Source organism: Reyranella sp. CPCC 100927 (genome assembly GCF_007859315.1).
Classification (GTDB): Bacteria; Pseudomonadota; Alphaproteobacteria; order Reyranellales; family Reyranellaceae; genus Vineibacter.
Genome location: NZ_VOHA01000020.1, coordinates 60454 through 82134, shown reverse-complemented (window position 1 = coordinate 82134; position 21681 = coordinate 60454). Strand labels below are relative to the sequence as shown.

Below are 21681 nucleotides of genomic sequence, written 5' to 3'. Positions count from 1 at the left end.
CTGCTCCGTCTCAGCCTTTGCGCGCTTCGGCGACGGCGGCCTGGATGGTGCTGGCATCCACGGCACCCGGGATGACCTTGTTGCCGATGACGAAGGCCGGCGTGCCGTCGATCCCCAGCGCCTTGGCGAGTTCCAGCGAACGGTCGATCTGTTGGACGATGTCGGGTGCCGCCATGTCCTTGGCCAGCTTGTCGGTGTCAAGCTTGATGCCGGCGGCGATCTGCATCACCCGGTCCTTGGTGAGCTCACCGCGCGCTTCCATCAACGCGTTGTGCATCTCCATGTATTTGCCCTGGCGGGCAGCGGCCAGCGCGCCGGCGGCCGCCACGCGCGAGTTGGGCGTCAGGATCGGCATCTGCTTGTAGGCGATACGGATCTTGGGATCGCCCTTGACCACGCTCTGCATGGTCGGGTGCGCGCGCTTGCAATAGCCGCAGTGGTAATCGAAGAACTCGACGATAGTGACGTCGCCGTCCGGGTTGCCGCCGACCGGCGTGCCGGGGTCGCTGACCAGTTCGGCCTTGCGCTGGGCGATCGTCTGCTGCGCCGCCTGGTCACGGGCTGATGCCTGGCGCTTCTCCAGCTCCTGCACGGCCTCGATGATCACCTCGGGGTTCTTCATCAGGTATTCTTTGATGATCTTTTCGATCGCTTCACGGTCCGGCGGTGTCGATTGCGCGCTGGCTGCGACCGGCAGCGCGACCAGGGTAAGGGCGATCAGGAAGCGCGTCAGGCGCATGGATGTCTCCAACAGAGGGGCTGGGGCAGGGCGTAGCACGGAGGGCGGCCCGTGACGATCAACTTGATGCGACCACGGTCGTTCATCGCCGCGGCTTGTCGGCTTCAAGGGCCACCTTGAGGTCCTGCGCCCGGATCCAGGCGGGTGTGCCGCGCGGCAGGCTGCGGCTGGCCGCCTCGGCCTTGTACCGAGCCTGGCTCTTGTGGCCCTGAAGATAGAAGAATTCGGCGGCGGCCAGGTCACGCATGGCGGTGTTGCCCGAGGCGTCATAGGCCTTCTGCAACAGGTCCCATGCGGCGACGTTGGTCGGCTCGGTCTGCACCACCGCTTCCAGGGTCTTGGTCGCGGCCGCCTGCTGGCCGGCATTGAACTGTGCCTGGCCGAGGCCGAACCGCAGGGCAGGATCGCGCGGCAGCAGCGCTACGGCCTGGCTGTAGGCGCCCACTGCCGCTGCCGGCTGGCCACTGTCGCGCAGCACGTCGCCCTTGAACTCGTGGAAATAGGGATCGCGCGGGTTCTCGCGGATCAGCTGGTCGGCCAAGGCGACGGCAGCCTGGGTCTGGCCCGACCGGAACATCGCCATGGCACGGCCGTAGCGGCCGGCGGTCGAATTGTCGTTCTGGTATTTTTGCATGGCGCGTTGCGGCTCGAAGTAGCCCATCGTCTTGGCTACCATGCGAGCGTGCATCTCGCGGAACGGTGCCGAGTCCGATGCGTTGGCGGACCGCGAGCGGCGAACGGCTTCTTCCAGGAAGGCGATGCGCTCGCCCGACATCGGATGGCTACGCAGATAGGGATCGGCGCCGCTGCCGACATAGATGCGCTCCTGCTGCTGCAGCATGCGCATCACCTCGAGCATGCCGCGCGGCGACATGCCGGCCCGCTCGAGGAACGTGACGCCGGCCTGGTCGGCCGCCTGTTCCTGTGCGCGGGTGTAGGCCAGCAGCGACTTCAACGCGCCCGGTGCGTCCGGCGGCGTTGGCACATTGCCGCTGGTGTTGCCGCCGGCGCCGGCATAGCCGTCGGGGCGGCGATTGGATGACGCCGCCGCCATGGCGGCGCCGGCGAGGATGGTCTCCAGGATCATCTGGGCGGTGGCGCCGCGGATCGCGTCCTGCAGGGCCACCAAATGGGCGCCGCGGATATGACCGGTCTCGTGCGCGATGACACCGAGCAGCTGGTTGGCGCTCTCGGTACGCATGATCAGGCCGGTGTTGATGAAGATGCGCTGGCCGCCCGCGACGAACGCATTGATGCGGCGATCCTGCACCAGGTGGACTTCGACCGCATTGGCATCCAGGTTGGCCGCCCGCAGAATCGGGGCAACCATGGTGCGAATCGCGTTTTCTATCTCGGCATCCCGCACTAAAACGACGGGATCGCCCCGTTGCGCGGCGGCCGGCATGACCGATCCCAGCAACGACAGCGAAATTGTCGTCACGGCAAGGATCGAAGACACGATGCGTCCGGGCAATCTCGTCACTCCCCGACTATCCCGCGAAGCTAGGGATAGGCGTTCTCCGCGTCAACGCGCCGCCGCGGCGATGGTGGCGGGCGTCCTGGCCCTGACAGCCTGCGACTCCGCGCCTCAGCGCAGCCAACCAGCATTTGTGGAGGGCTTTTTTGGCGCAGTTGTGGCGGACGAACCGCGGGCAGCGGAGGTCGGCCGCGACATCCTGGTCGCCGGCGGCAGCGCCGCCGATGCCGCCGTGGCCATGTACTTCGCCCTGTCGGCGACCCTGCCGTCGGCGGCCAGCCTGGGGGCCGGTGGTGTCTGCCTCGTGCATAATTCCCAGACGCGCAAGGCCGAAGCCATCGTCTTTCCGTCGACGCCGGCCGGCAGCGTGGCGACGCCGACCGCCGTTCGCGGCATGACCCTGCTGCATGTCCGGCATGGCCAGGCACGATGGGAGGCGCTGGTGGCGCCGGGCGAGCGGCTGGCCCGCGACGGCGCGTCGGTATCGCGAGCCCTGGCGCGCGACCTGCAGGCCGGCGTGTCGCAGATCGGCCTCGATCCGGCGGCTCGGCGCATCTACGAGAAGAGCGGCGGTGTCGCGGTCGGAGAGGGCGATCCTCTCGTGCAGCGCGATCTCGCCAGCACGCTGGCCGCTGTTCGCGCCCGTGGCGGTGTCGATTTCTTCCAGGGCGTGTTCGCGCGCCAACTGGCCGAATCCGTGCAGTCGGTCGGCGGTGGCCTGACGCAGCAGAACCTGCGCGAGTCCCTGGCCAGCGTCGTCGAACCGATCAAGGCCCCGGTGGGCGACCACACCGCCTATTTCGCGCCGCCGCCGTTCGCGGGGCCGGTGACGCAAGCAGCGTTCACAGGGCAGGGCATCGCCGGCAGCGGCGCCTACAGCGGCGGCGAAGCCGGCTTCGCCGCCATGGATCGTCGCGCCAATGCGGTGGCCTGCACTGTCGGCATGGGCCAGCTGTTCGGTGCGCGCAAGGTTGCGCCGGGGACCGGCATCATGATGGGGGCGCCGGGCGGTGGCAGCAACCCGTTGATGGGCCCGATACTGATCTCCAACCCCAACACGGGTGATGTCATGCTGGTGGGCGTCGCCTCGGGCGGCTCGGCGGCGCCTGCCGCGGTGGGCACCGTGGCGCGGCAGGTCATGCGCGAAGGGATACCGCTGTCGCCGGCGCTAGCGGCCACCGGCGGCGTGCAGATCGGCATGATCGCCTGTCCGCGGGGCATGCGCGAGAATCGCACGCTGTGCCAGCTCGGTGTCGATCCGAAGAGCTACGGTCTCGCTTTGACCGCCGGCCGCTGACGGCAAGAGGCGCGCATGACCAAGGGCATATCCAAGCGGGCCGAGATCGTGCCGCCGTTCATCGTGATGGACGTGGTGCGCGCCGCCAACGAGATGGAGGCCCGCGGCGAGCGGGTCATCCATTGCGAAGTAGGGCAGCCCAGCACGCCGGCACCCAAGGGAGCGCTGGAGGCGGCGCACGCGGCGCTGGCACGTGATCGCATCGGCTATGTCGAGGCGCTGGGCATGCCGCCGCTGCGCGAGCGCATCGCGCGGCACTATGCCGAGTGGTACGGTGTGGCGCTCGATCCGCAACGCATCATCGTGACGACAGGATCGTCGGCCGGCTTCCTGATGGCGTTCCTGGCCGCGTTCGATGCCGGTGCCCGTGTGGCGATGGCGGCACCCGGCTACCCGCCCTACCGCAACATCCTGGCCGCGCTCGGCCTGGTCCCCGTCGACATCGTCACGACCGAGGCCGAACGCTATCAGCCCACCGTACCGGAGTTGGCCGCCGCAGGCGATCTCGCCGGTCTGATCGTTGCCAGCCCGTCGAATCCCACCGGCACCATGGTGTCGCGCGCCGAGATGGCGGCGTTGGCGGCGGCCTGCCGCGAGCGCGGCGTGCGGCTGGTCTCGGACGAGATCTATCACGGCCTCACCTTCGAGGATCGCGGCGTGAGCGCGCTGGAGGTGACCGACGATGCCATCGTCATCAACAGCTTCTCGAAATACTTCTCGATGACCGGCTGGCGCATCGGCTGGATGGTCGTGCCGCCTGAGCTGGTGCGTCCCATCGAACGGCTGACGCAGAATCTCCTGATCTCGACGCCGACGCTGTCGCAGTTCGCTGCCGTCGCGGCGTTCGACTGCACCGAGGAGCTTCAGGCGCATATCCGCCGCTATCGCGCCAATCGCGATCTCCTGCTGGCCGGCCTGCCCAGGGCCGGCTTCGATCACCTGACGCGGCCGACCGGTGCCTTCTACCTCTACGCCGATGTGGCGCACCTCACCAACGATAGCGTGGCGTTCTGCCAGCGCATGCTGCGCGAGGCCGGTGTGGCGGCAACACCGGGCGTCGATTTCGATCCGCAGCGTGGCCAGCGCACCCTGCGCTTTTCCTTCGCGGGCTCGACGGAGGACATGGAGGAAGCCGTCCGCCGGCTGGTGAACTGGAAGCGGTGATCATGAGCGCGCCGGCGGGTGTGATCGGCATCGCTGCGGCGTGCCTGGCGATGGCGTATCGGCGCAGGGCGGTGGAGCTTCGATTCTGATCACGGTCTGGTGATGCAGGGCCATCGTCAGAGACCCGTCAATCGCCCGCCCCATGTCCGATTGGTAGGTGCCATGTACCTATGCAAGGAGCCTCACATGATCATATCGCGTTTGCTGGTCGCGAGCCTCCTCACCTTAGGCCTGACCACGAAGGCTCATGCCGACAATATCAGTCATTCGTCGGCCGACGCAGCACGGTACGAAAAGTTGGCCGCGTACTATGACGGCCACGGTGGCAGGGTGGACCATCATCACGCGCCGCAGGCCCAGCTCAATCGCGCCTTGGGACAAGAGGCTTACCACGCGGGTCGTTTTAGCGAGGCCGTCGCGTTGCTGGAGCAGGCGATCCGCGAGAATGGCTTAAATCCACCGACTGACTGATCGGCAGAGGCGGCCTGGGCATAGATTGGGTCGGGCAGCGCCTGCAGGAGACTGTGGCCAGCTCAGCCAACGCCTCGTCCAATAGTTTACGGAACTAAGGCCGCCGTATCGGCGTGCTGGCGGGGCGGGGCGGCGGCAGGTTCGCCGGGCTTCCGGTTGGCAGTGTCGGGGAGCGCTCGCGTTCGAACAGCTTGCCCCAGACGCCGTCGGCGTCGCGCTCATGGGCGGCGGGTGAATTGGAGAAGCTCTGTGCCTTCCGTGGGTCTTTGTAGTAGGCCGCGATCGGATTGAAGCGGGCCGGCACTCGCGACAGCATCTTGGTGAAACCCGGATTTTCGCGGCAGAAGCGTTCGACGAAGCGAAAGGTCTGGGATCCGGTGGCGAAGAATCGGAAGGAGTCCGCCAGCGCCGGATCGAGCGGGGCGATCCCGCGGTGATCACCCAGCAATCGGTGCGGGTTGCCGCGCTCGGACACGTAGATGTCTTCGCAGAGCACGGCGATGAACTCCTCGAACGTGTCGTAGCGGTGGAGACCGCCGGTCATCACGACACCTTTGTAGACACGGCGCTTGCCCTGCGCGATGTCCCGCAGTGCGTGCACCAGTTCGTGGAACAGAATCGATTCCGCCCAGCCGCGGCCGGGCAGGTGCGAGCATGATCCGCCCTTGGCGAAGTTGCCCGGCGTGTAACGGACCGTCGGCATCACGATGCCGGTGGCCGCGTCGTAGTCGCCATCGACATCCGCGCCACAGACATCGGCGCCCGGATAAGGAATGATGTTGACGACATAGCCGTGGAAGCGGATCGATTGCAGCAGCGCCTTGCCGCAGGCGGTCCGGTGGATCTTTTCGAGAACATCACGGACGGCCGTCACGTAGGTTCTGGCGGCAGCCTTTTCCAAGCCGTCCGGTCTGATCTTCAGCTTGAAGGCATCTTCGAACATCGCTGCATGCTCCCGCCCCATCGACAGGGCTGCGGGCGCGCGCCGGCTATGGCTCGATGGTGGCCTGCTCTCCAGCGAGGACGATATGCCTTGCCGCCGCGTCCACCCAATAAAACGTCCTCATCCGTTCCATAAGGCGCTCTTTGAGTGGCCCAGGGACGCGACGCTCAGTGCAACTGGCGCCGGTCGCGCTTGGGGGCGGCGGTCGGCTGGGTCGGGCGATCCTTGGGCGGTGGTGCCACAGCCGATTGATGATGGGCGATTTTCCAGGCGTCGCCCTCGCGCACGAACATGTTGGTTGCCATCAGGTGGGCGTTGGGCAGGACCTCCCGGCAGATCACGATGCCCATGCGACCGCGCACGACGACCCGATCCTCGATGATCCTGATCTCGTGCGGGGTCGACGGGTTGCGCGTGATGGCCTGCCAGCTGGCCATGATCGCGGCGCGGTCGAACAGGGGGGCCTGCCCGGGATGCAGGCAGGCCACCGGCGTCGCGCTGGCCCACAATGCATCGAGCGCCTCCAGGTCGCGGCGCATGAAGGCGCGATAGAAGGCCCGGTTCGCCTCGGCGACACCGTCGCGGTCTTCGTCCTCGATGCCGCCGATCAACGGCGTGAAGCGTGGGCCACGCATGTCGGTTCAGCTCCCCGTCGCATGCCGCGATGTTCAGCGGTTCTTGAACACCGGCTTGCGCTTCTCGACGAAGGCATTGACGGCCTCCTTGTGATCCTCGCCCTGGTGCGCGATCGCCTGCATCGATGCCGACATGTCCAGCAGCGTCTGCAATTCGGTACGTTCGCCCTCGCGCAGCAGGCGCTTGGCCATGCGCAGGCCGTAGGCCGGGTTGACGGCGATCCGGCGCGCCAGCGCGCGGGCCTCGTCCATCAGCTTGTCGTCAGCGACGACCTTGGAGACCAGTCCCATCTGCAGCGACTGCTCGGCGTCGAATTGCTCGCCGGTGAAGGCCATCAACCGCGCGTTGGAGTTGCCGACGGCACGCGGCAGGAACCAGGCACCGCCGTCGCCGGGGATGATGCCCAGCTTCACGAAGCTCTCGGCGAAGCGGGCGTTCTTGCCGGCAATGCGGATGTCGCACATGCAGGCGAGGTCGCATCCGGCGCCGATCGCAGGTCCGTTGACGGCAGCGATGATGGGGACTTCCAGCTCATACATCGCAAGCGGGATCCGTTGGATTCCGCGCAGATAGCCGACGCGCACGTTATAGACGCCGCCGGCGAACATACCGTCGTGGCGTTGCATCTTCTTGACGTTGCCGCCGGAGCTGAAGGCCGTGCCGGCACCGGTCAGGATCACGCAGCGCACGTCGTAGTCGTCGTTGATGCGATGCAGGGCGTCGACCAGGCCGCTGATCATCTCCTCATCGGAGATGGCGTTGCGCACGTCGGGGTCGTTCAAGGTCAAGGTGACGATGTTGTCGCTTTTTTCGTACAGCAGTTTGTCGCTCATGTGCGTCACCTCGGCCGGTTGGTTCAGCGTTTACTTTGGCAGTGCGGGCTCTAGGATTAATCGACGGCGGCCGCCTTTCCAACCGTGAGATTGGGGCAGGCTGCCCTGCACCCAGGTTGGAGGATGCCCGCGATGACTGCGCCTGCGCTCGACTTTCCGCCATTCCGGCTGCCGCCGGATGCCGAGGCGCTGCGTACGGAAATCCGCGCCTTCCTCAAGGAAACGCTGCCCACCATCAAGGGCGGCGACCGTTATAAAACCTGGAGCAGCCGCTCTCCGGAATTCAGCCAGAAGATGGGGGCCCGGGGGTGGATCGGCGTCACTTGGCCGAAAAAGTACGGCGGCGGCGAAAAGAGCTTTCTCCACCGCTATGTGATCACGGAGGAATTGCTGGCCAACGGCGCCCCCGCCGGCTCGCACTGGGTTGCCGACCGCCAGAGCGGCCCCAACATCCTGCGTTTCGGCACCGACGAGATGAAGGACTCGATCCTGCCGCGCATCGTGAAGGGCGAGTGCTATTTCGCCATCGGCATGAGCGAGCCGGACTCGGGCTCCGACCTCGCCTCGGTACGCACCCGCGCCGACAAGGTGGATGGCGGCTGGCTGGTCAACGGCACCAAGATCTGGACCAGCGGCGCGCATCGCGCCCATTACGTCATCACCTTGCTGCGCACCTCGGGCACCCGTGAGGACAAGCATCGCGGGCTGAGCCAGATGGTGATCGATCTCGCGTCGCCGGGCATCACCATCCGTCCAATCATCAACCTCAACGGCAAGCACGACTGGAACGAGGTCGTGTTCCGCGACTGCTTCGTGCCCGACACGATGCTGCTGGGCAATGAAGGTGACGGCTGGATGCAGGTCACGTCGGAGTTGGCCTACGAACGCAGCGGGCCCGAACGCTTTCTGACCAACGTGCACGTGCTGAAGGAGCTGGCGAAACTGGTTGGGCGCCAGCCTGGACGGCAGGCCCAGGAGACCGTGGGCAAGCTGGTGGCGCGGCTGTGGAGCCTGCGCCAGATGTCGCTGTCGGTGGCTGGCATGCTGGAGGCCGGCAAATCACCGGTCACGGAAGGCGCCGCGACCAAGGATCTCGGCACGCACTTCCAGCAGGACCTGCCGGAAATCGCTCGTATCCTGGCGGAGTCGGATGCCGCCGATGCCGATGACATCGCCGACTTTCTCGACATGTGCCAGATGGCGACGCTGGAGGCGCCAGCTTACTCCATCCAGGGCGGCACCACGCAGATCCTGCGCGGCATCATCGCGCGCGGCCTGGGCCTGCGCTAGGGGACACGAGCCATGACGACGGAAACGGAAAACGAAACACGGCAGATGTTCATCGAGACCGCCGCGCGCCTGTTCGAGGAGCAGGCGACGCGCGAGGTGATCAACGACTTCGAGAAGGGAACCTGGCCTACCGCGTTGTGGCGCCAGGTCGAGGAGGCGGGTCTGCCGTGGGCCGCGGTACCCGAGAGCGCCGGCGGTGCCGGCGGCACCATCGGCGATCTGGCTGCCGTCTTGCGCGAGGCGGGCCGTCATGCCGTGCCGCTGCCACTGGCTGAAACCGGGCTGGGTGCCATGATCGCCGCCCAGGCGGGTCTGACGCCGCCGGCCGGGCCGATGGCACTGGTGATCGCCGACGCCGGATCGTCGGTGCGGATTGCCGGCGGCAAGGTGACGGGGCGCGCGCAGCGCGTGGCGTTCGCATCGGTGGTCGACAACATCGTGGTCATCGCACCCGGTGAGCGCGGGCCGGTGGTGGCCATCGTGCCGCGCGCGGCGACGACGGTCGAGGCCAAGCGGGGACAGAGCGGTGAGCCCTATGACGACGTGAGCTTCGACGGTGCGGTGGCGACGGCCGTGGCGGCCACAGCCATCAAGCCGGAGCGCGCCAGCGAGCTGGCGGCGCTGGCCCGGGTGAGCCAGATGAGCGGCGCCGCCGACCGGGTGCTGGCGATCGCCACGCAATACACCAAGGAGCGCGTGCAGTTCGGCCGCGCGATCAGCACCTTCCAGGCGATTCAGCACATGCTGGCCGAACTCGCGACCTACGTCGCGGTGCTCGGTGCCGCGGCCCGCACGGCGGCGCGTGATGCGGAGGAAGGTGACGGGTCATTCGCCATCATGGCGGCCAAGACCCAGGCCGGCGAGGCGGCCCACAAGATCTGCGCCATTGCCCACCAGTCGATGGGCGCGATGGGTTTCACCTATGAGCACGTGCTGCACCATTACACGCGACGCCTCTGGGTGTGGCGCCGGGACTACGGCAGCGAATCGTATTGGGGCGCCAAGCTGGGGCGGGCGCTGGCCGAAGCCGGGCCGGACGCACTGTGGCCGTCGCTGACCGCAAGCAAGGTCGCGGCCTGAAGTATCAGGTATCATGGCAATGACATGCGCGGGTGTGGGGGCGCCCTCGCGCAGTCGTTGAAATCGAAAGGAGTGGCGCTTCACGTCAGTGTCTTTGGGGGGAGAATCATGGCCAGTTCAGATTGGGATCCGAACTATAAAAATCCCGGTGCGGCGAAGGCGCGGCTGACGCTGTTCTGGGCGTCGAACTACAAGATCGATACGTCCAAGACCGTGCTCGATTATGCGGAGAAGCTGCTCGCGGAGCACAATATCGGTTTTGACGTCTATCCCGGGAAAACCCGCACCGACAAGCACACGATACAGGTGCCGGACAAACTGCTCCTGCCGGAGGACTACAACGATCTCCGTCTCAAGATGGGAGCCATCTTCGACGACCAGAAAACGGCCGACAAGCGCCAGCGCCTGCCAGTGATCTTCTGCGAGTTCAAGGACACCGGCGTGGGCCTTACGGTTCTGACCCGCCCAGTGGGAACAACAACGGGATCGCCGTGGCTGCCATACTGCCTGGTCAGCGGCGTCATCAACGGCGATGAGTCGGTTCTGATCCACGAGATCGGGCATGCCGCGACCAACTCGCCCAATCATTTGCCGACGCTGGGCAATATCATGCACGATTCGCCGGCGAAGCAGAAACGCACGACGATCGTGAAGACCCAGATCCAGGCGATCGCGCGCTGCTATTTCGTGCGCTAGCAGGACGTCGGGTATCCAGCGACGGCACTGGCGGCCGAAAGAGCAGGGCCGTCATCGCTTGCGATGACGGCCCTGAGCATGTCCTGGCAGTGTCGCGTCAACTCGTGATCCGGGACCACCAGCCGCGCTTGGGCTTCTCCGGCGGCGCCTCGACAGCGATGGACGGGATCACCGGCGCCGGCGGTGCTTCCGGGGTCGATTCCGGCATCGTTGACGGCTGCGGTTCCGCGATCAGCTCGGGCTCGGCCCGATGTGTGATGACCGCCGGAGGCGGCTCTTCCGATACTGCTGGGGCGGCAAAGGGAAGCTCAACGGCTTCGGGCTGCGCTGGTGGTACGGATGGTGCCTCCGCGCCGTTCTCGCCATGACCGTCGGCAGCGGTGCTGGTTTCGTCGCTTCCTTCGGCTGCCGGGCCGTCATGATCCCGGCGCCGTCCGCGTCCACCGCGGCGACCACGCCGGCGGCGGCGATGTCCGTCGCTGTCATCTGCCTCGGCTGAGAGCCCACCGGCCTCGGCGTCTTCCTCACGGTCGGTGTCGGGGGTCGCGTCGCCCGCGGCCACGGGTTCGTCACGCGGCTCGTCGTCCGTGTGCGGGCGGGCATCACCGTTGAGTTCCATCACCGGCGGCAATCCCACGTCATCCGATGTGACGGCGTCGGTCGATCCGTTCTCGACGTCGCCCTCGCCACGCCGCCGCCGTCTCCGCCGCCGGCGTCGGCGGCGGCTCTCGTCACTGTCGTCGCCGCCGGCAGGCGCGTCGCTGGCCACATCGGCGCCGGCGCCGGCGCCGGCGTCATCGGCCTCGGCCACGTCCTCGAACTCGTCATACTGCGCCGAGGCGGTCTGGCGTGCCGCCGCCGACGGTTCGATGGCGCTGCGTGGCCGGGTGCGCTCGATCTCGTAGTGCGGCGGAATGAGATCGTCGTCACCGGCGATGATCACATGAAAGCCATAGCGCTCTTCCGCATCGGCGATGTTGAGGCGCTTGTGATTGAGGATGTAGAGCGCGACGGCGACCGGCACCTTGACCACGATCTCGCCGGCGCGGCGACGGACGCCTTCCTCCTCGATCCCGCGCAGCACGTGCAGCGCCGTCGATTCGACAGAGCGTACGCGCCCGGTGCCCTCGCAATGCGGGCACACCTCGGTCACGTTCTCCAGCAGGCTGGGCCGCAGACGCTGGCGCGACAGCTCCAGCAGGCCGAACGGGCTGATACGGCCGATCTGGATGCGCGCCCGGTCGGACTTCATCGCCTCCTTGAGGCGGCGTTCGACCTGGCCCTGGTGCTTGGACTCCTCCATGTCGATGAAGTCGATCACCACGAGGCCGGCAAGGTCGCGCAACCGCACCTGGCGGGCGATTTCCTCGGCCGCCTCCAGGTTGGTGCGCAGCGCCGTCTCCTCGATGTTGCGCTCCTTGGTGGCGCGGCCCGAGTTGACGTCGATCGCGACCAGCGCCTCGGTCGGGTTGATCACCACGTAGGCGCCGCTGCGCAGCTGCACGATGGGCGAATGCATCGCATCGAGCTGGGCTTCGATCTGGTAGCGGTGGAAGAGGGGAATGCCGTCGCGGTACTGTTTTACCTTCGGTACGTGCGAGGGGATCAGCTGGCGCATGAAATCCTGGGCCCGGTCGAACCCGGCATCGCCCTCGATCATCACCTCTTCGATATCGCTGTTGTAGAGGTCGCGAATCGACCGCTTGATGATGTCGCCTTCCTCGTAGATCAGCGCCGGCGCCTTCGACTGGAACGTCAGGTCGCGGATGCTATCCCACAACCGCATCAGGTAGTCGTAGTCGCGGCGGATCTCGGCCTTTGACCGCTCCAGGCCGGCCGTGCGCAGGATCACGCCCATGCCGCTCGGTACCTCGAGCTCGGCCAGCATGTCCTTCATGCGCTTGCGATCGCCGGCATTGGTGATCTTGCGCGAGATGCCGCCGCCTCGGCCAGCGTTCGGCATCAACACCGCGTAGCGGCCGGCGAGCGACAGGTAGGTCGTCAGCGCCGCGCCCTTGTTGCCGCGCTCTTCCTTGACGACCTGCACCAGCAGGATCTGCCGGCGCTTGATGACTTCCTGGATCTTGTACTGGCGCGGCGGCGGGCTGCGGCGCGGCCGCGGTTCGTAGTCGTCGCCGCCCAGGGTCTCGACCGGAATCTCCGGCTGCGGTGCCTCGGCAGGATCCTGTGGGCTCGTGGCCTCCGATGGCACCTCCGCCGAAGGCGACTCGGACGGCGCTTCGGCAGGACCAGCCTCGCTCTCCGGCGCGGGCGGCTCGCTCGCCGCATCGCTTCCGGCCGTGACATGGGCTTCCAGGGCTTCGTCGACCGTCGGGCCGGCAAGGCTGTCGGCGGCGGCCGCCGCCGGAAGCGACGGTGCGCTGACGGCTTCGGACTCTGCCGGTTGATCTGCCGCGACCGTGGGCGGTTCGATGGCGGGCGGGGTGGTCGCCTCGGCCGGTTCAGCCGCCGTGGCCTCACTCGGCGCCTCGATTGCGCTATCGAGGTGCGGCAATTCCGGTTCGGTGCCGTGAGCATCGCCCGACGTCGGCTCGGTCCGATCGACGGTGAAATGGGCCCGCTCTTCACGGGCATCCTCGATGTCGCTGCGGTCGATCCGTCCGTGATGGTCGCCGTTGGGCCCGTCATCGACGTCGTGCTGTGCGCGCCGGGCCTGCTCGGCGAGCAGCTTTTCCCGGTCGGCGATCGGGATCTGGTAGTAATCCGGATGAATCTCGGAAAACGCCAGGAAACCGTGGCGGTTACCGCCGTATTCGACGAACGCCGCCTGCAGCGACGGTTCGATACGAACGACCTTGGCGAGATAGATATTGCCCTTGAGCTGTTTCTTGCTCGCGGTTTCGAAGTCGAATTCTTCGAGACGGGTCCCATCGACCACGACAACCCGAGTCTCCTCGGGGTGTGTGGCGTCGACCAGCATACGCTTGGCCATTGCCAAAAGACTCCGCGACGTCCGCGGAAACGCCCGTGCGAACCGGCAGGCGTGACGTCCGTCGCTCTGTCACGAGATCGGCAGCGCCGGCGTTTTCCGTCGAACGGCGTTTGCACGCCAGGACGGGAACGTTGTCGGCACCCCTCGGCGTGGACGAGCCCGCGCCGATCTCGGGGGTTTCTTCAAGCCGCCGTCACCAAAGCGCCGGACCCTTCTCGCCCCGAGCGGTCGCATCGACCGCACCTTCCGATAGTCGGCAAGTTGCAGGGCTTGGTATCCGACGCCGTCGGCAGCGTCGCATCAAGCAACGATACCGAACGACGACGACTGTTCGCGATTCGGACCATACGCCTCGCGGCGGTCCGCGACAACCTGAACTTCAGCTGTCGGCACTTGCCGCTATTTTGCCTTAAGAAAGGCCTTTAATCATATGATATGTTTCGGTTATTATATCGCTATGGGTGAATAGCCCGCGATTGGGCGGTAATTTACAAGGCCATGTCGCATAATTTCGACCTGACTCGCAGGCGCGCCGTGTGGCTGATGACGACAGCCCTGGTCGGGGTTCTCGGGCTGTCGACGGCAAGCCGGGCGGCCGATCCCGTGAAGTCTGGCCGGCCGACCAAGCGGGCGGCACCGGCGCGTAAAACGGCGCCTCAGCCGCCCAAGCGGCGGGTGATCGTGATCGATCCGGGGCACGGCGGCCAGGATCCGGGGGCAATCGGTGTCTCGGGGTTCTATGAAAAGAATGTCGTGATGACCGGCGCGCGCGAGCTGGCCCGCCAGTTGACGGCGACCGGCCGTTACCGGCCGGTGTTCACCCGCAATGGGGACACCTATATCCCGCTGCGGGACCGGGTGGCGCGTGCCCGTACAGCCAAGGCCGAGTTGTTCATTTCCGTGCATGCCGACTCGCACCCCGATCGGTGGACCCGCGGGGCGAGCGTCTACACCTTGTCGGAAGGCGCGTCCGACCGCGAAGCGGCGGCCCTGGCGGCCAAGGAGAACAAGTCCGATATCATTGCCGGGGTCGATTTCCGCGACAAGACGGCGGATGTCACCAGCATCCTGATCGACCTGTCTCAGCGCGACACCATCAACCAGTCGCGTACGTTCGCCGCCATGCTGATCGATTCACTTGCACATGGCGGCATCGGGCTGCTGGCACGCAGCCACCGTCACGCCGGGTTTGCCGTACTGACCGCGCCGGATACGCCGGCTGTCCTGCTGGAGATGGGCTATCTCTCCAATCCGCAGGACGAGCGGCTGCTGATCCAGGCGGCTCACCTGCGGCGCCTGTCCGGTGCGGTGGTCGATGCCGTCGACCGCTATTTCGCCAGTCGGCCACCGGACGTCGAGCCGCCCAGCGTGTCGCCGCCACCGCCGCGGGCGCCGGCCCGGCCGTCGCCGGCAGCCTCGAAAAAGGCGTAGTCGCGCGGCATCTCTTGTCTGTCGCGGGATGTTTGGTCGGCCGGCCACGCAATCCGCCGACGCGTAGAGTATGTTCGGTGAACGTGCGACGGGGATCGCGGTGCTGGCAATCGTACGATGGATGCTGCGGCTGGGTTTTGCCGCCCTGGTGCTCGGCGTTGCCGCCGTGGCGGGCGTCTACTATTATTTCGCACCCGGTCTGCCAGATCATAAGCAGCTGACCGACTACCAGCCGGCGATGACCACCCGGCTTTATACCGGGGACGGTCGCCTGCTGGCCGAATACGCCAAGGAAAAGCGGGCCTTCGTGCCGGCGGCCCAGATGCCCAAGCGGCTGATCTACGCATTCGTAGCGGCTGAGGATCAGCGCTTCTTCTGGCATCCTGGCGTCGATCCCATCGGTATCAGTCGCGCTCTTCTGACCAACCTGCAACACCCGGGCCGCCGTCCGGAAGGTGCGTCGAGCATCACCCAGCAGGTGGCGAAGAACTTCCTGGTCGGCAACGAGACCACGATCCGCCGCAAGATCCGCGAGGCGATCCTGGCCATCCGTATCGAATCGGCGTTCACCAAGGAGCATATTCTCGAGCTCTACCTCAACCAGATCTACCTCGGCGGCGGCAACTACGGCGTGGCGGCGGCGGCATTGAACTACTTCAACAAGTCGCTCGACGAGTTGACGCTGTCGGAGATGGCCTACCTGGCGGCGCTGCCCAAGTCGCCGAACCGCTACAGCATCACGCGCAACGCCAAGGGCGCCCATGACCGGCGCGACTACGTGCTGGGCCGTATGCACGAGGACGGCTACATCACGGCCGAGGAGTTGCGCGCTGCCAAGGAAGAGCGTCTGACCTTGCGCAAGCGGGCGGCGCCGGAATTCGCGCAGGCCGAGTTCTTCACCGAGGAAGTGCGCCGCAACCTGCTGGCGGCCTATGGCGAGAAGGGGGTCTACGAAGGCGGACTGACCGTCCGCACGTCGGTCGACTTCGAGATCCAGCGCATGGCCGACGAAGCACTGCGCGAGGGGCTGGTCGACTATGATCGCCGCCATGGCTGGCGCGGCGTGAAGGACAAGCTGCCATCGATCGACGACTGGCAGCACGCCCTGCCGCGCTATCTGGAAAAGCACCCGTTCGCAGGCCTCAAGACATGGCGGCCTGCGGTCGTGCTGGGCTACACCAATGCCGGCGCCAAGATCGGCCTGGAAGATGGCAGCGAGGGGGTCATCCCCCACGGCGACATGGCGGGCCGGGTGCGACCGGTGAGTGCCGGCGATATCGTTGCCGTGGAGCCGCGGCAGAAGCCGGCGGGCACGTTCTCGCTGCGCCAGGTCCCGGCAGTGGATGGTGCCGTCGTCGTGATGGACGTGCAGACCGGCCGCATCCTGGCGATGAGCGGCGGCTTTAGCTATCAGCGCAGCCAGTACAACCGCGCCACACAGGCGATGCGCCAGCCGGGCTCCTCGTTCAAACCGTTCGTCTATCTGGCCGGCCTGAACGCGGGCATGACGCCGTCAACCCTGGTGCTGGACGCGCCCATCGAACTGCCGGGCGGGCCGGGCCAGGCGCCGTGGCGGCCCCAGAACTACGGCGGCGGCTCCGCCGGCGGGCCGATGACGTTGCGCCAAGGCATCGAGCAGTCACGAAACCTGATGACTGTGCGCCTCGCACGATCCATCGGCATGGACAAGGTCGCTGCGGTCGCCAAGCAGTTCGGCGTCGATGACAACCTCAAGCCTTACCTGCCGATGGCGATCGGCGCCGGCGAGACCACGCTGCTGCGCATGACGACGGCCTACGCCATGCTGGCCAACGGCGCGCGGCGCATCACGCCCAGCCTGATCGACCGTGTGCAGGACCGCGACGGTCGCACCATCTTCCGCCATGACCCGCGCACGTGCGTCGGTTGCGACACCACGACTGCAGCGGCAGACAAGATCCCCACCGTGGTCGACCGGCGGCAGCCGTTCTTCGACCCGGCCTCGACCTACCAGATCGTGCACATCATGCAGGGTGTGACCGTGCGCGGTACGGCGGCACGATTGGCCAAGCTGGGCCGGCCGATCGCGGGCAAGACGGGCACCACCAACGATTCGCGCGACGTCTGGTTCATCGGCGCGACGCCCGAATATGTGATCGGCGTTTTCGTCGGCTTCGACGATCCCAAGACCTTGGGCGGCCGCGAGACCGGCGGTTCGGTATCGCTCCCGATCTACGAGCGCGTCGCCCGCCAGCTCTACAAGGACAAGGCGCCGACGCCGTTTCGCATTCCGCCGGGCCTGCGTTTGATGCGGGTGAACCTGGCGGATGGCATGCCGGCGCCGGGCGATCCGTCGGCGATCTGGGAAGTCTTCAAGCCGGGTACGGAGCCGACCGGCTACGACTATCGCGTCGTCGACGGCATGAGCCGTTTCGTGCCGGGCGGCGGGCCCGGATCGGACGAGCCGGTCGACCCCAACGCGGGCATGCCGCCGGCATGGTCGATTGATCCGTCAGCGGATGGCGGCGACCCCACCTTGCCGCCGGGCACCATTCCGCCACCGCCGCGGCCAGGTCGCCCCACCTTGACGGGCACCGGCGAGACCTACTAAGACGCCGCTCCCTTCAGGGATGACGGAACCATGCGCGCCGAGATCGAAGCTCTGGTCGATGAAATCAAGCAGTCCATGGAACTGCTGAGGAGGCATCTTTGACTTCGATCGCGCCGTCGATCGTCTGGCCGAGCTGAACGCCCGCGCCGAGGACCCCAATCTCTGGAACGACGCCAAGCAGGCCCAGAGCCTGATGCGCGAGCGCGACCGCCTCGACAAGGCGGTCGGCGCCGTGCGGCGCCTGGAAGGCGACACCGCCAGCAATATCGAGATGATTGCGCTGGCCGAGGCTGAAGGCGACCAATCGCTGGTCGCCGAGGCCGAGGCGGCGATCCGCGCCGTGCGCGACGAGGCCGCGCACATGCGCCTGGAGTCGCTGCTGTCGGGTGAGGCCGACACCAACAACTGCTACGTCGAAATCAATGCCGGGCAGGGCGGCACCGAAGCGCAGGACTGGGCCGAGATGCTGGCGCGCATGTACATGCGCTGGGCCGAGCAGCACGGCTACAAGGTGACCTACCTCGAGGAAAGCCCGGGCGAGGGTGCCGGTATCAAATCCTGCGCCATGAAGATCGACGGGCCCAACGCCTATGGCTGGCTGAAGACCGAAAGCGGCGTGCACCGGTTGGTGCGGATTTCGCCCTTCGACTCCAACGCGCGACGCCACACCAGCTTCGCCTCGGTCTGGGCCTACCCCGAGGTCAACGACGACATCGAGATCGAGGTCCTCGACAAGGATCTGCGGGTCGATACCTACCGTGCCTCCGGCGCCGGCGGTCAGCACATCAACAAGACCGACTCGGCGGTGCGCATCACGCACCTTCCCAGCGGCATTGCCGTCGCCTGCCAGCAGGAGCGTTCGCAGCACCAGAACCGCGCCAAGGCGATGCAGATGCTGAAGGCGCGGCTGTACGAGGTCGAGCTGCAAAAGCGCGAGGCCGAGCGGCTCGCCCAGGAAGCGGCCAAAACCGACATCGGCTGGGGCCACCAGATCCGCTCCTACGTGCTGCAGCCTTACCAAATGGTGAAGGATCTGAGGACGGGCGTGGAGCGTACTGATCCACAGAAGGTGCTCGACGGTGACCTCGACGGCTTCATGGCCGCGAGTCTGGCGCAACGCGTGGGCCAGCAGGCCGATACGGTCACCTGATCAACGGCGCCGGCGCGCTCACAGCCGTCGTGCGCTCATGGAGGTGAGGCATGCCGGCATTGAACGAAAGCGATTTTGCCGACCCGACCAGCCGCCGGATGGCGCTGGGGCTTGAACGCAATCCCAGCAAGTTCCTGTGGCTGGATCCCAAGGGCAATCAGACCCTGGCCCTGCAGAACGGCGGCATGATCAACCCGGTGCGCTTCGACCTTCATCCGGGCGAAACGATCTACCGCTTCGGCACCCAGGCGGACGGCCCACAGCGGGTGATGGGCGGCGGCTGGTGGGTGCAGCGCCGCGAACTGGATCACCTGATCCGCTTCTCCGAGGTTCACGGCGTGGCACTGAGCCGCGCGGTGCGCGTGCTGTGCTGCGTGCCGCCGGAGTGGGGCTCGGCCCTGGACCTGCTGATCGCGGCGCGCCCGCAGGGTGTGCTGGCGACCTATCGCGGACTGGCCAACAGCGCCGTGGGCATGCAGGAGGGAACCCGTGGTGCTGTCGACCGTACGCGCACCGACATCGCGGCGCGCAACGACATCAGCGCTTGGCGCCTCAACCAGCTCTACATTCCCGGCCTCTACAAGCCCGGTGCTGCGCAGCAATGGCTGAGCTTCGAGGGCAAATGGCCCGTGACGGGGCCGGGCTGGATTTACACGCGCTGAGGTAGAGCGGCCGGCACGTGGAAGCGTCGGCCTGGTGCGTTGCCGCGGCTAAGCCGACAGCCGTTCGAAGGACAGATCGAGAAAGCCTTTCAGGGCCAGCAGGTTCTGTTCGCCCAGGGCCTCCGTGACATGCGTCTGCGCCCGCTGCCAGAGCGGTACCGCCTTCTGTAGACGGCGGAACCCTTTGTCGGTGATGGTGATGATGCGGCTGCGGCCGTCGTCGGGGTTGGCGGCGCGGCCCACGAGGTCCTGCGCCTCCAACGGCTGCAGGTTGCGGGTCAACGTCGTCGGATCCATGCCGACGCGCTCGGCCAGCATGCCGATCGACAAGCCTGGTCGCCCGGCCGCGGCAAAACCGTAGAGCTGGACCAGCAGCGTGAACTGATTGGCGGTGAGTTGGGCCGGCGCCAGCATGTGGTCATAGATCTGCGTAACCTGCCGCGCCGCGCGCCGCAGGCTGAAGCAGGTGCAGCCCAGCAGATGCCGCAGGTCGACATCGAGTTTCATGGCGCCGCTGGCCGGCTTGCGGTCCCGGGATGGCATTGACTTCGTCCGTTCAAGTGATTTATCTGTATATGCATCCTCTATCGTTGGACGTCAATTTTCCGCGGGCATCAATCAAGCGCATATATCTGTAACTACAGATATATGGATTTCGGGAGGAGTCACATGCTCGATATCATCGGGGCGATCGTCATCACGGCGATCTACGCAGCCATCGTCGGCCTGCTGGTCGGCCTCTCGCCGCTATCGCGACCGACAAAACTGGTTGCCTGTGCGGTCGCGGCGCTCTGGCCGGCGGCGATCATCCTGGTCGCGGTGTCGGGCGGCCTCGCACCGGGAGCAACGGGACCGGTGCCTGTGCCCGTATTGCTGCTCGTGTCGATGCTCGCCCTGTTGTTTGGCGGCTGGCGGCTGCTGCCGGGCTTCCGTGAGGCCCTGCTGGCCGTGCCGCTTGCCGCTTTGGTCGGCGTGAACGCGACGCGGCTTGTCGGCATCTTCTTCCTGTTGCTGGCGGCCGAGGGACGGCTGTCGGCACCGTTTGCGCCATCGGCCGGCTGGGGCGACATTGCAGTCGGCATCGCCGCGATTGTGCTCGTGATGACGATGATGCGCGGCAGCGTGCGTCCCATCTGGCTTGGCACCTGGAACGCGCTGGGCACGCTGGATCTGCTGAGCGCCGTATCGCTGGGTGCGTTGTCGGCGCCCGGCACGCCGTTTCGCGTCTTCACGGAAGGGGCCGGGACGCAAGCGATCGGCACGCTGCCCTGGACGCTGATACCGGCAGCCCTGGTGCCGCTTTTCCTGCTTGTGCACGTCACGATCGCGGTGAGACTCAAGTCCATGCAGGGCGCGCCGCACACCCTGGCGGCGGTCCGTGGGACCTAGTCAATCCGCTCCAGCTTGGTGATTTCCTGCGGCGGCAGCTCGGCAAGATACAGGTTGCCGTCGCTGTCGCCGCCGATGCCGTGAGCGCCGTTGATGGCACCGCGACAGCGGCCCACCAGTTTGCCGTCGGCCGACGGCAGCGTGATTCGCGGGATCTGGTCGGTAACGAAGACAAGGTCGCGATCGTCGACCCAGATTTTCATGGGATGGTAGAAATCGCCCCAGGCGGCAACGAAGCCACCGTCGCGATCGAAGACCTGGATGCGATTGTTCTCGCGGTCGGCGACCAGAACCCGGCCGCCGCGATCGACCCAGACGGCATGGGGCGTGGTGAATTGACCGGGAGCCTGACCCGGCTCGCCCCAGGTTTGGCGCAGGCTTCCATCGGCGGCAAAACGGTGGACGTTCGCGTTGCCGTAGCCGTCGGCGACATAGATCTCGCCGTCATCGGCCATGGCGGCGCTGGTCGGATGGTTGAAGGGCGCACCCAGCGCCGGGAAATGGCGGCGGCCCAGCGTCTGGACGAGCTTGCCGTTCCGATCGAAGCGCAGGACCTGATGGCTGTCGCGATCGACCACCAGCACCGAGCCGTCGCCGGCGCGTGTCATGTAGTGGGGTTCGCTGACGACGCCGGCACCCCAGGCGCCGGCGTAGGTGCCGTCCCGCTCGAACGTCAGGATCGGCAGGTCGGTACCGCGTTGTGCCACATGCACGCGGCCCGCCGCATCGACCATCAGGTCGGAGATGAAACCGAAGCGGATGTCCGGCGGCAGGCGCGCCCACTTGCGTCGCACGGCATAACGGCGATCGCCGAGAACAACGGCGTACGTCTCTTCCGGCATGACACCTCCGTTGAACAGGGGCGGCAGTGTGACGCCCC

Annotated in this window: 19 protein-coding genes; 11 read left to right on the top strand and 8 right to left on the bottom strand. The window is 66.6% G+C overall.

Going from position 1 to position 21681, the window contains the following annotated elements:
- Positions 1 to 10 precede the first annotated feature (10 nt).
- Positions 11 to 739, bottom strand: coding sequence for a DsbA family protein (locus FQU96_RS33150; protein ID WP_178130857.1), 729 nt, complete (start codon positions 737 to 739; stop codon positions 11 to 13).
- An 82-nt stretch (positions 740 to 821) separates the two neighbouring features.
- A complete protein-coding gene (locus FQU96_RS33145) occupies positions 822 to 2198 on the bottom strand; it encodes a M48 family metalloprotease (protein WP_178130856.1) in 1377 nt (458 codons plus the stop codon).
- A gap of 175 nt (positions 2199 to 2373) precedes the next feature.
- On the opposite strand from FQU96_RS33145, the gene FQU96_RS33140 reads away from it, so the two are divergent.
- The 3 genes from FQU96_RS33140 (at position 2374) to FQU96_RS33130 (ending at position 5148) form a co-directional block, all read left to right on the top strand.
- On the top strand, positions 2374 to 3513 hold the full coding sequence (locus tag FQU96_RS33140; RefSeq protein ID WP_178130855.1) for a gamma-glutamyltransferase: 1140 nt from the start codon (positions 2374 to 2376) through the stop codon (positions 3511 to 3513).
- A gap of 15 nt (positions 3514 to 3528) precedes the next feature.
- Entirely contained in the window at positions 3529 to 4677 is a 1149-nt protein-coding gene (locus FQU96_RS33135; RefSeq protein WP_146545677.1) for a pyridoxal phosphate-dependent aminotransferase, read from the top strand.
- 186 nt (positions 4678 to 4863) lie between these two features.
- Positions 4864 to 5148, top strand: coding sequence for a hypothetical protein (locus FQU96_RS33130; protein ID WP_146545676.1), 285 nt, complete (start codon positions 4864 to 4866; stop codon positions 5146 to 5148).
- 94 nt (positions 5149 to 5242) lie between these two features.
- On the opposite strand, the gene FQU96_RS33125 is transcribed toward FQU96_RS33130, so the two are convergent.
- The 3 genes from FQU96_RS33125 to FQU96_RS33115 form a co-directional block, all read right to left on the bottom strand.
- Positions 5243 to 6091: a hypothetical protein gene (locus tag FQU96_RS33125; RefSeq protein WP_146545675.1), complete on the bottom strand. Its 849-nt coding sequence runs from the start codon at positions 6089 to 6091 to the stop codon at positions 5243 to 5245.
- A 167-nt stretch (positions 6092 to 6258) separates the two neighbouring features.
- On the bottom strand, positions 6259 to 6726 hold the full coding sequence (locus tag FQU96_RS33120; protein ID WP_146545674.1) for a nuclear transport factor 2 family protein: 468 nt from the start codon (positions 6724 to 6726) through the stop codon (positions 6259 to 6261).
- A gap of 33 nt (positions 6727 to 6759) precedes the next feature.
- Entirely contained in the window at positions 6760 to 7560 is an 801-nt protein-coding gene (locus tag FQU96_RS33115; RefSeq protein WP_146545673.1) for a crotonase/enoyl-CoA hydratase family protein, read from the bottom strand.
- Positions 7561 to 7692: 132 nt separating this feature from the next.
- Here FQU96_RS33115 and FQU96_RS33110 point away from each other — a divergent pair, with 132 nt between their 5' ends.
- The 3 genes from FQU96_RS33110 to FQU96_RS33100 all read left to right on the top strand — a co-directional run bounded on the left by FQU96_RS33110 (position 7693) and on the right by FQU96_RS33100 (position 10626).
- Entirely contained in the window at positions 7693 to 8850 is a 1158-nt protein-coding gene (locus FQU96_RS33110) for an acyl-CoA dehydrogenase family protein (RefSeq protein WP_146545672.1), read from the top strand.
- A 12-nt stretch (positions 8851 to 8862) separates the two neighbouring features.
- On the top strand, positions 8863 to 9930 hold the full coding sequence (locus FQU96_RS33105) for an acyl-CoA dehydrogenase family protein (RefSeq protein WP_146545671.1): 1068 nt from the start codon (positions 8863 to 8865) through the stop codon (positions 9928 to 9930).
- Between the two features lie 72 nt (positions 9931 to 10002).
- Complete coding sequence (locus FQU96_RS33100; RefSeq protein ID WP_146545670.1) at positions 10003 to 10626, top strand: hypothetical protein; 624 nt, start codon at positions 10003 to 10005, stop codon at positions 10624 to 10626.
- A gap of 97 nt (positions 10627 to 10723) precedes the next feature.
- Here the strand turns inward: FQU96_RS33100 and FQU96_RS33095 are convergent, their stop codons facing one another.
- Positions 10724 to 13579 carry an Rne/Rng family ribonuclease gene (locus tag FQU96_RS33095; RefSeq protein ID WP_146545669.1) on the bottom strand — a complete coding sequence of 952 codons (2856 nt, stop codon included), beginning with the start codon at positions 13577 to 13579 and terminating at the stop codon, positions 10724 to 10726.
- A gap of 543 nt (positions 13580 to 14122) precedes the next feature.
- Between FQU96_RS33095 and FQU96_RS33090 the strand changes: the two genes are divergently transcribed.
- From FQU96_RS33090 to FQU96_RS33075, 4 genes are all read left to right on the top strand, one after another.
- On the top strand, positions 14123 to 15010 hold the full coding sequence (locus tag FQU96_RS33090; RefSeq protein WP_178130854.1) for an N-acetylmuramoyl-L-alanine amidase: 888 nt from the start codon (positions 14123 to 14125) through the stop codon (positions 15008 to 15010).
- Between the two features lie 70 nt (positions 15011 to 15080).
- The gene (locus tag FQU96_RS33085) at positions 15081 to 17600 is read left to right on the top strand and encodes a penicillin-binding protein 1A (protein ID WP_146545667.1); all 2520 of its coding nucleotides are present in this window, start codon (positions 15081 to 15083) and stop codon (positions 17598 to 17600) included.
- Between the two features lie 30 nt (positions 17601 to 17630).
- A protein-coding gene (prfB, locus tag FQU96_RS33080) for a peptide chain release factor 2 (protein ID WP_146545666.1) occupies positions 17631 to 18750 on the top strand; the annotation gives its coding sequence in 2 pieces (ribosomal slippage) (positions 17631 to 17699 and positions 17701 to 18750; 1119 coding nt in all).
- Between the two features lie 50 nt (positions 18751 to 18800).
- Entirely contained in the window at positions 18801 to 19412 is a 612-nt protein-coding gene (locus FQU96_RS33075; RefSeq protein WP_146545665.1) for a hypothetical protein, read from the top strand.
- Between the two features lie 48 nt (positions 19413 to 19460).
- Here the strand turns inward: FQU96_RS33075 and FQU96_RS33070 are convergent, their stop codons facing one another.
- Positions 19461 to 19955 carry a MarR family winged helix-turn-helix transcriptional regulator gene (locus FQU96_RS33070; RefSeq protein WP_218574975.1) on the bottom strand — a complete coding sequence of 165 codons (495 nt, stop codon included), beginning with the start codon at positions 19953 to 19955 and terminating at the stop codon, positions 19461 to 19463.
- Between the two features lie 126 nt (positions 19956 to 20081).
- Between FQU96_RS33070 and FQU96_RS33065 the strand changes: the two genes are divergently transcribed.
- Entirely contained in the window at positions 20082 to 20801 is a 720-nt protein-coding gene (locus FQU96_RS33065; protein ID WP_146545664.1) for a hypothetical protein, read from the top strand.
- Here FQU96_RS33065 and FQU96_RS33060 read toward each other — a convergent pair.
- Positions 20798 to 21643 (bottom strand): hypothetical protein, encoded by an 846-nt coding sequence (locus FQU96_RS33060; protein WP_218574974.1) that lies wholly within the window; start codon positions 21641 to 21643, stop codon positions 20798 to 20800. The genes FQU96_RS33065 and FQU96_RS33060 overlap by 4 nt on opposite strands.
- Positions 21644 to 21681 lie beyond the last annotated feature (38 nt).

Bases quoted from the DNA above. Each gene is read 5' to 3' on its own strand.
- FQU96_RS33150 (WP_178130857.1), bottom strand. From the start codon at position 739: ATGCGCCTGACGCGCTTCCTGATCGCCCTTACCCTGGTCGCGCTGCCG.
- FQU96_RS33135 (WP_146545677.1), top strand. From the start codon at position 3,529: ATGACCAAGGGCATATCCAAGCGGGCCGAGATCGTGCCGCCGTTCATC.
- FQU96_RS33130 (WP_146545676.1), top strand. From the start codon at position 4,864: ATGATCATATCGCGTTTGCTGGTCGCGAGCCTCCTCACCTTAGGCCTG.
- FQU96_RS33125 (WP_146545675.1), bottom strand. From the start codon at position 6,091: ATGTTCGAAGATGCCTTCAAGCTGAAGATCAGACCGGACGGCTTGGAA.
- FQU96_RS33120 (WP_146545674.1), bottom strand. From the start codon at position 6,726: ATGCGTGGCCCACGCTTCACGCCGTTGATCGGCGGCATCGAGGACGAA.
- FQU96_RS33115 (WP_146545673.1), bottom strand. From the start codon at position 7,560: ATGAGCGACAAACTGCTGTACGAAAAAAGCGACAACATCGTCACCTTG.
- FQU96_RS33110 (WP_146545672.1), top strand. From the start codon at position 7,693: ATGACTGCGCCTGCGCTCGACTTTCCGCCATTCCGGCTGCCGCCGGAT.
- FQU96_RS33105 (WP_146545671.1), top strand. From the start codon at position 8,863: ATGACGACGGAAACGGAAAACGAAACACGGCAGATGTTCATCGAGACC.
- FQU96_RS33095 (WP_146545669.1), bottom strand. From the start codon at position 13,579: ATGGCCAAGCGTATGCTGGTCGACGCCACACACCCCGAGGAGACTCGG.
- FQU96_RS33090 (WP_178130854.1), top strand. From the start codon at position 14,123: ATGACGACAGCCCTGGTCGGGGTTCTCGGGCTGTCGACGGCAAGCCGG.
- FQU96_RS33085 (WP_146545667.1), top strand. From the start codon at position 15,081: ATGTTCGGTGAACGTGCGACGGGGATCGCGGTGCTGGCAATCGTACGA.
- FQU96_RS33075 (WP_146545665.1), top strand. From the start codon at position 18,801: ATGCCGGCATTGAACGAAAGCGATTTTGCCGACCCGACCAGCCGCCGG.
- FQU96_RS33070 (WP_218574975.1), bottom strand. From the start codon at position 19,955: ATGCCATCCCGGGACCGCAAGCCGGCCAGCGGCGCCATGAAACTCGAT.
- FQU96_RS33065 (WP_146545664.1), top strand. From the start codon at position 20,082: ATGCTCGATATCATCGGGGCGATCGTCATCACGGCGATCTACGCAGCC.
- FQU96_RS33060 (WP_218574974.1), bottom strand. From the start codon at position 21,643: ATGCCGGAAGAGACGTACGCCGTTGTTCTCGGCGATCGCCGTTATGCC.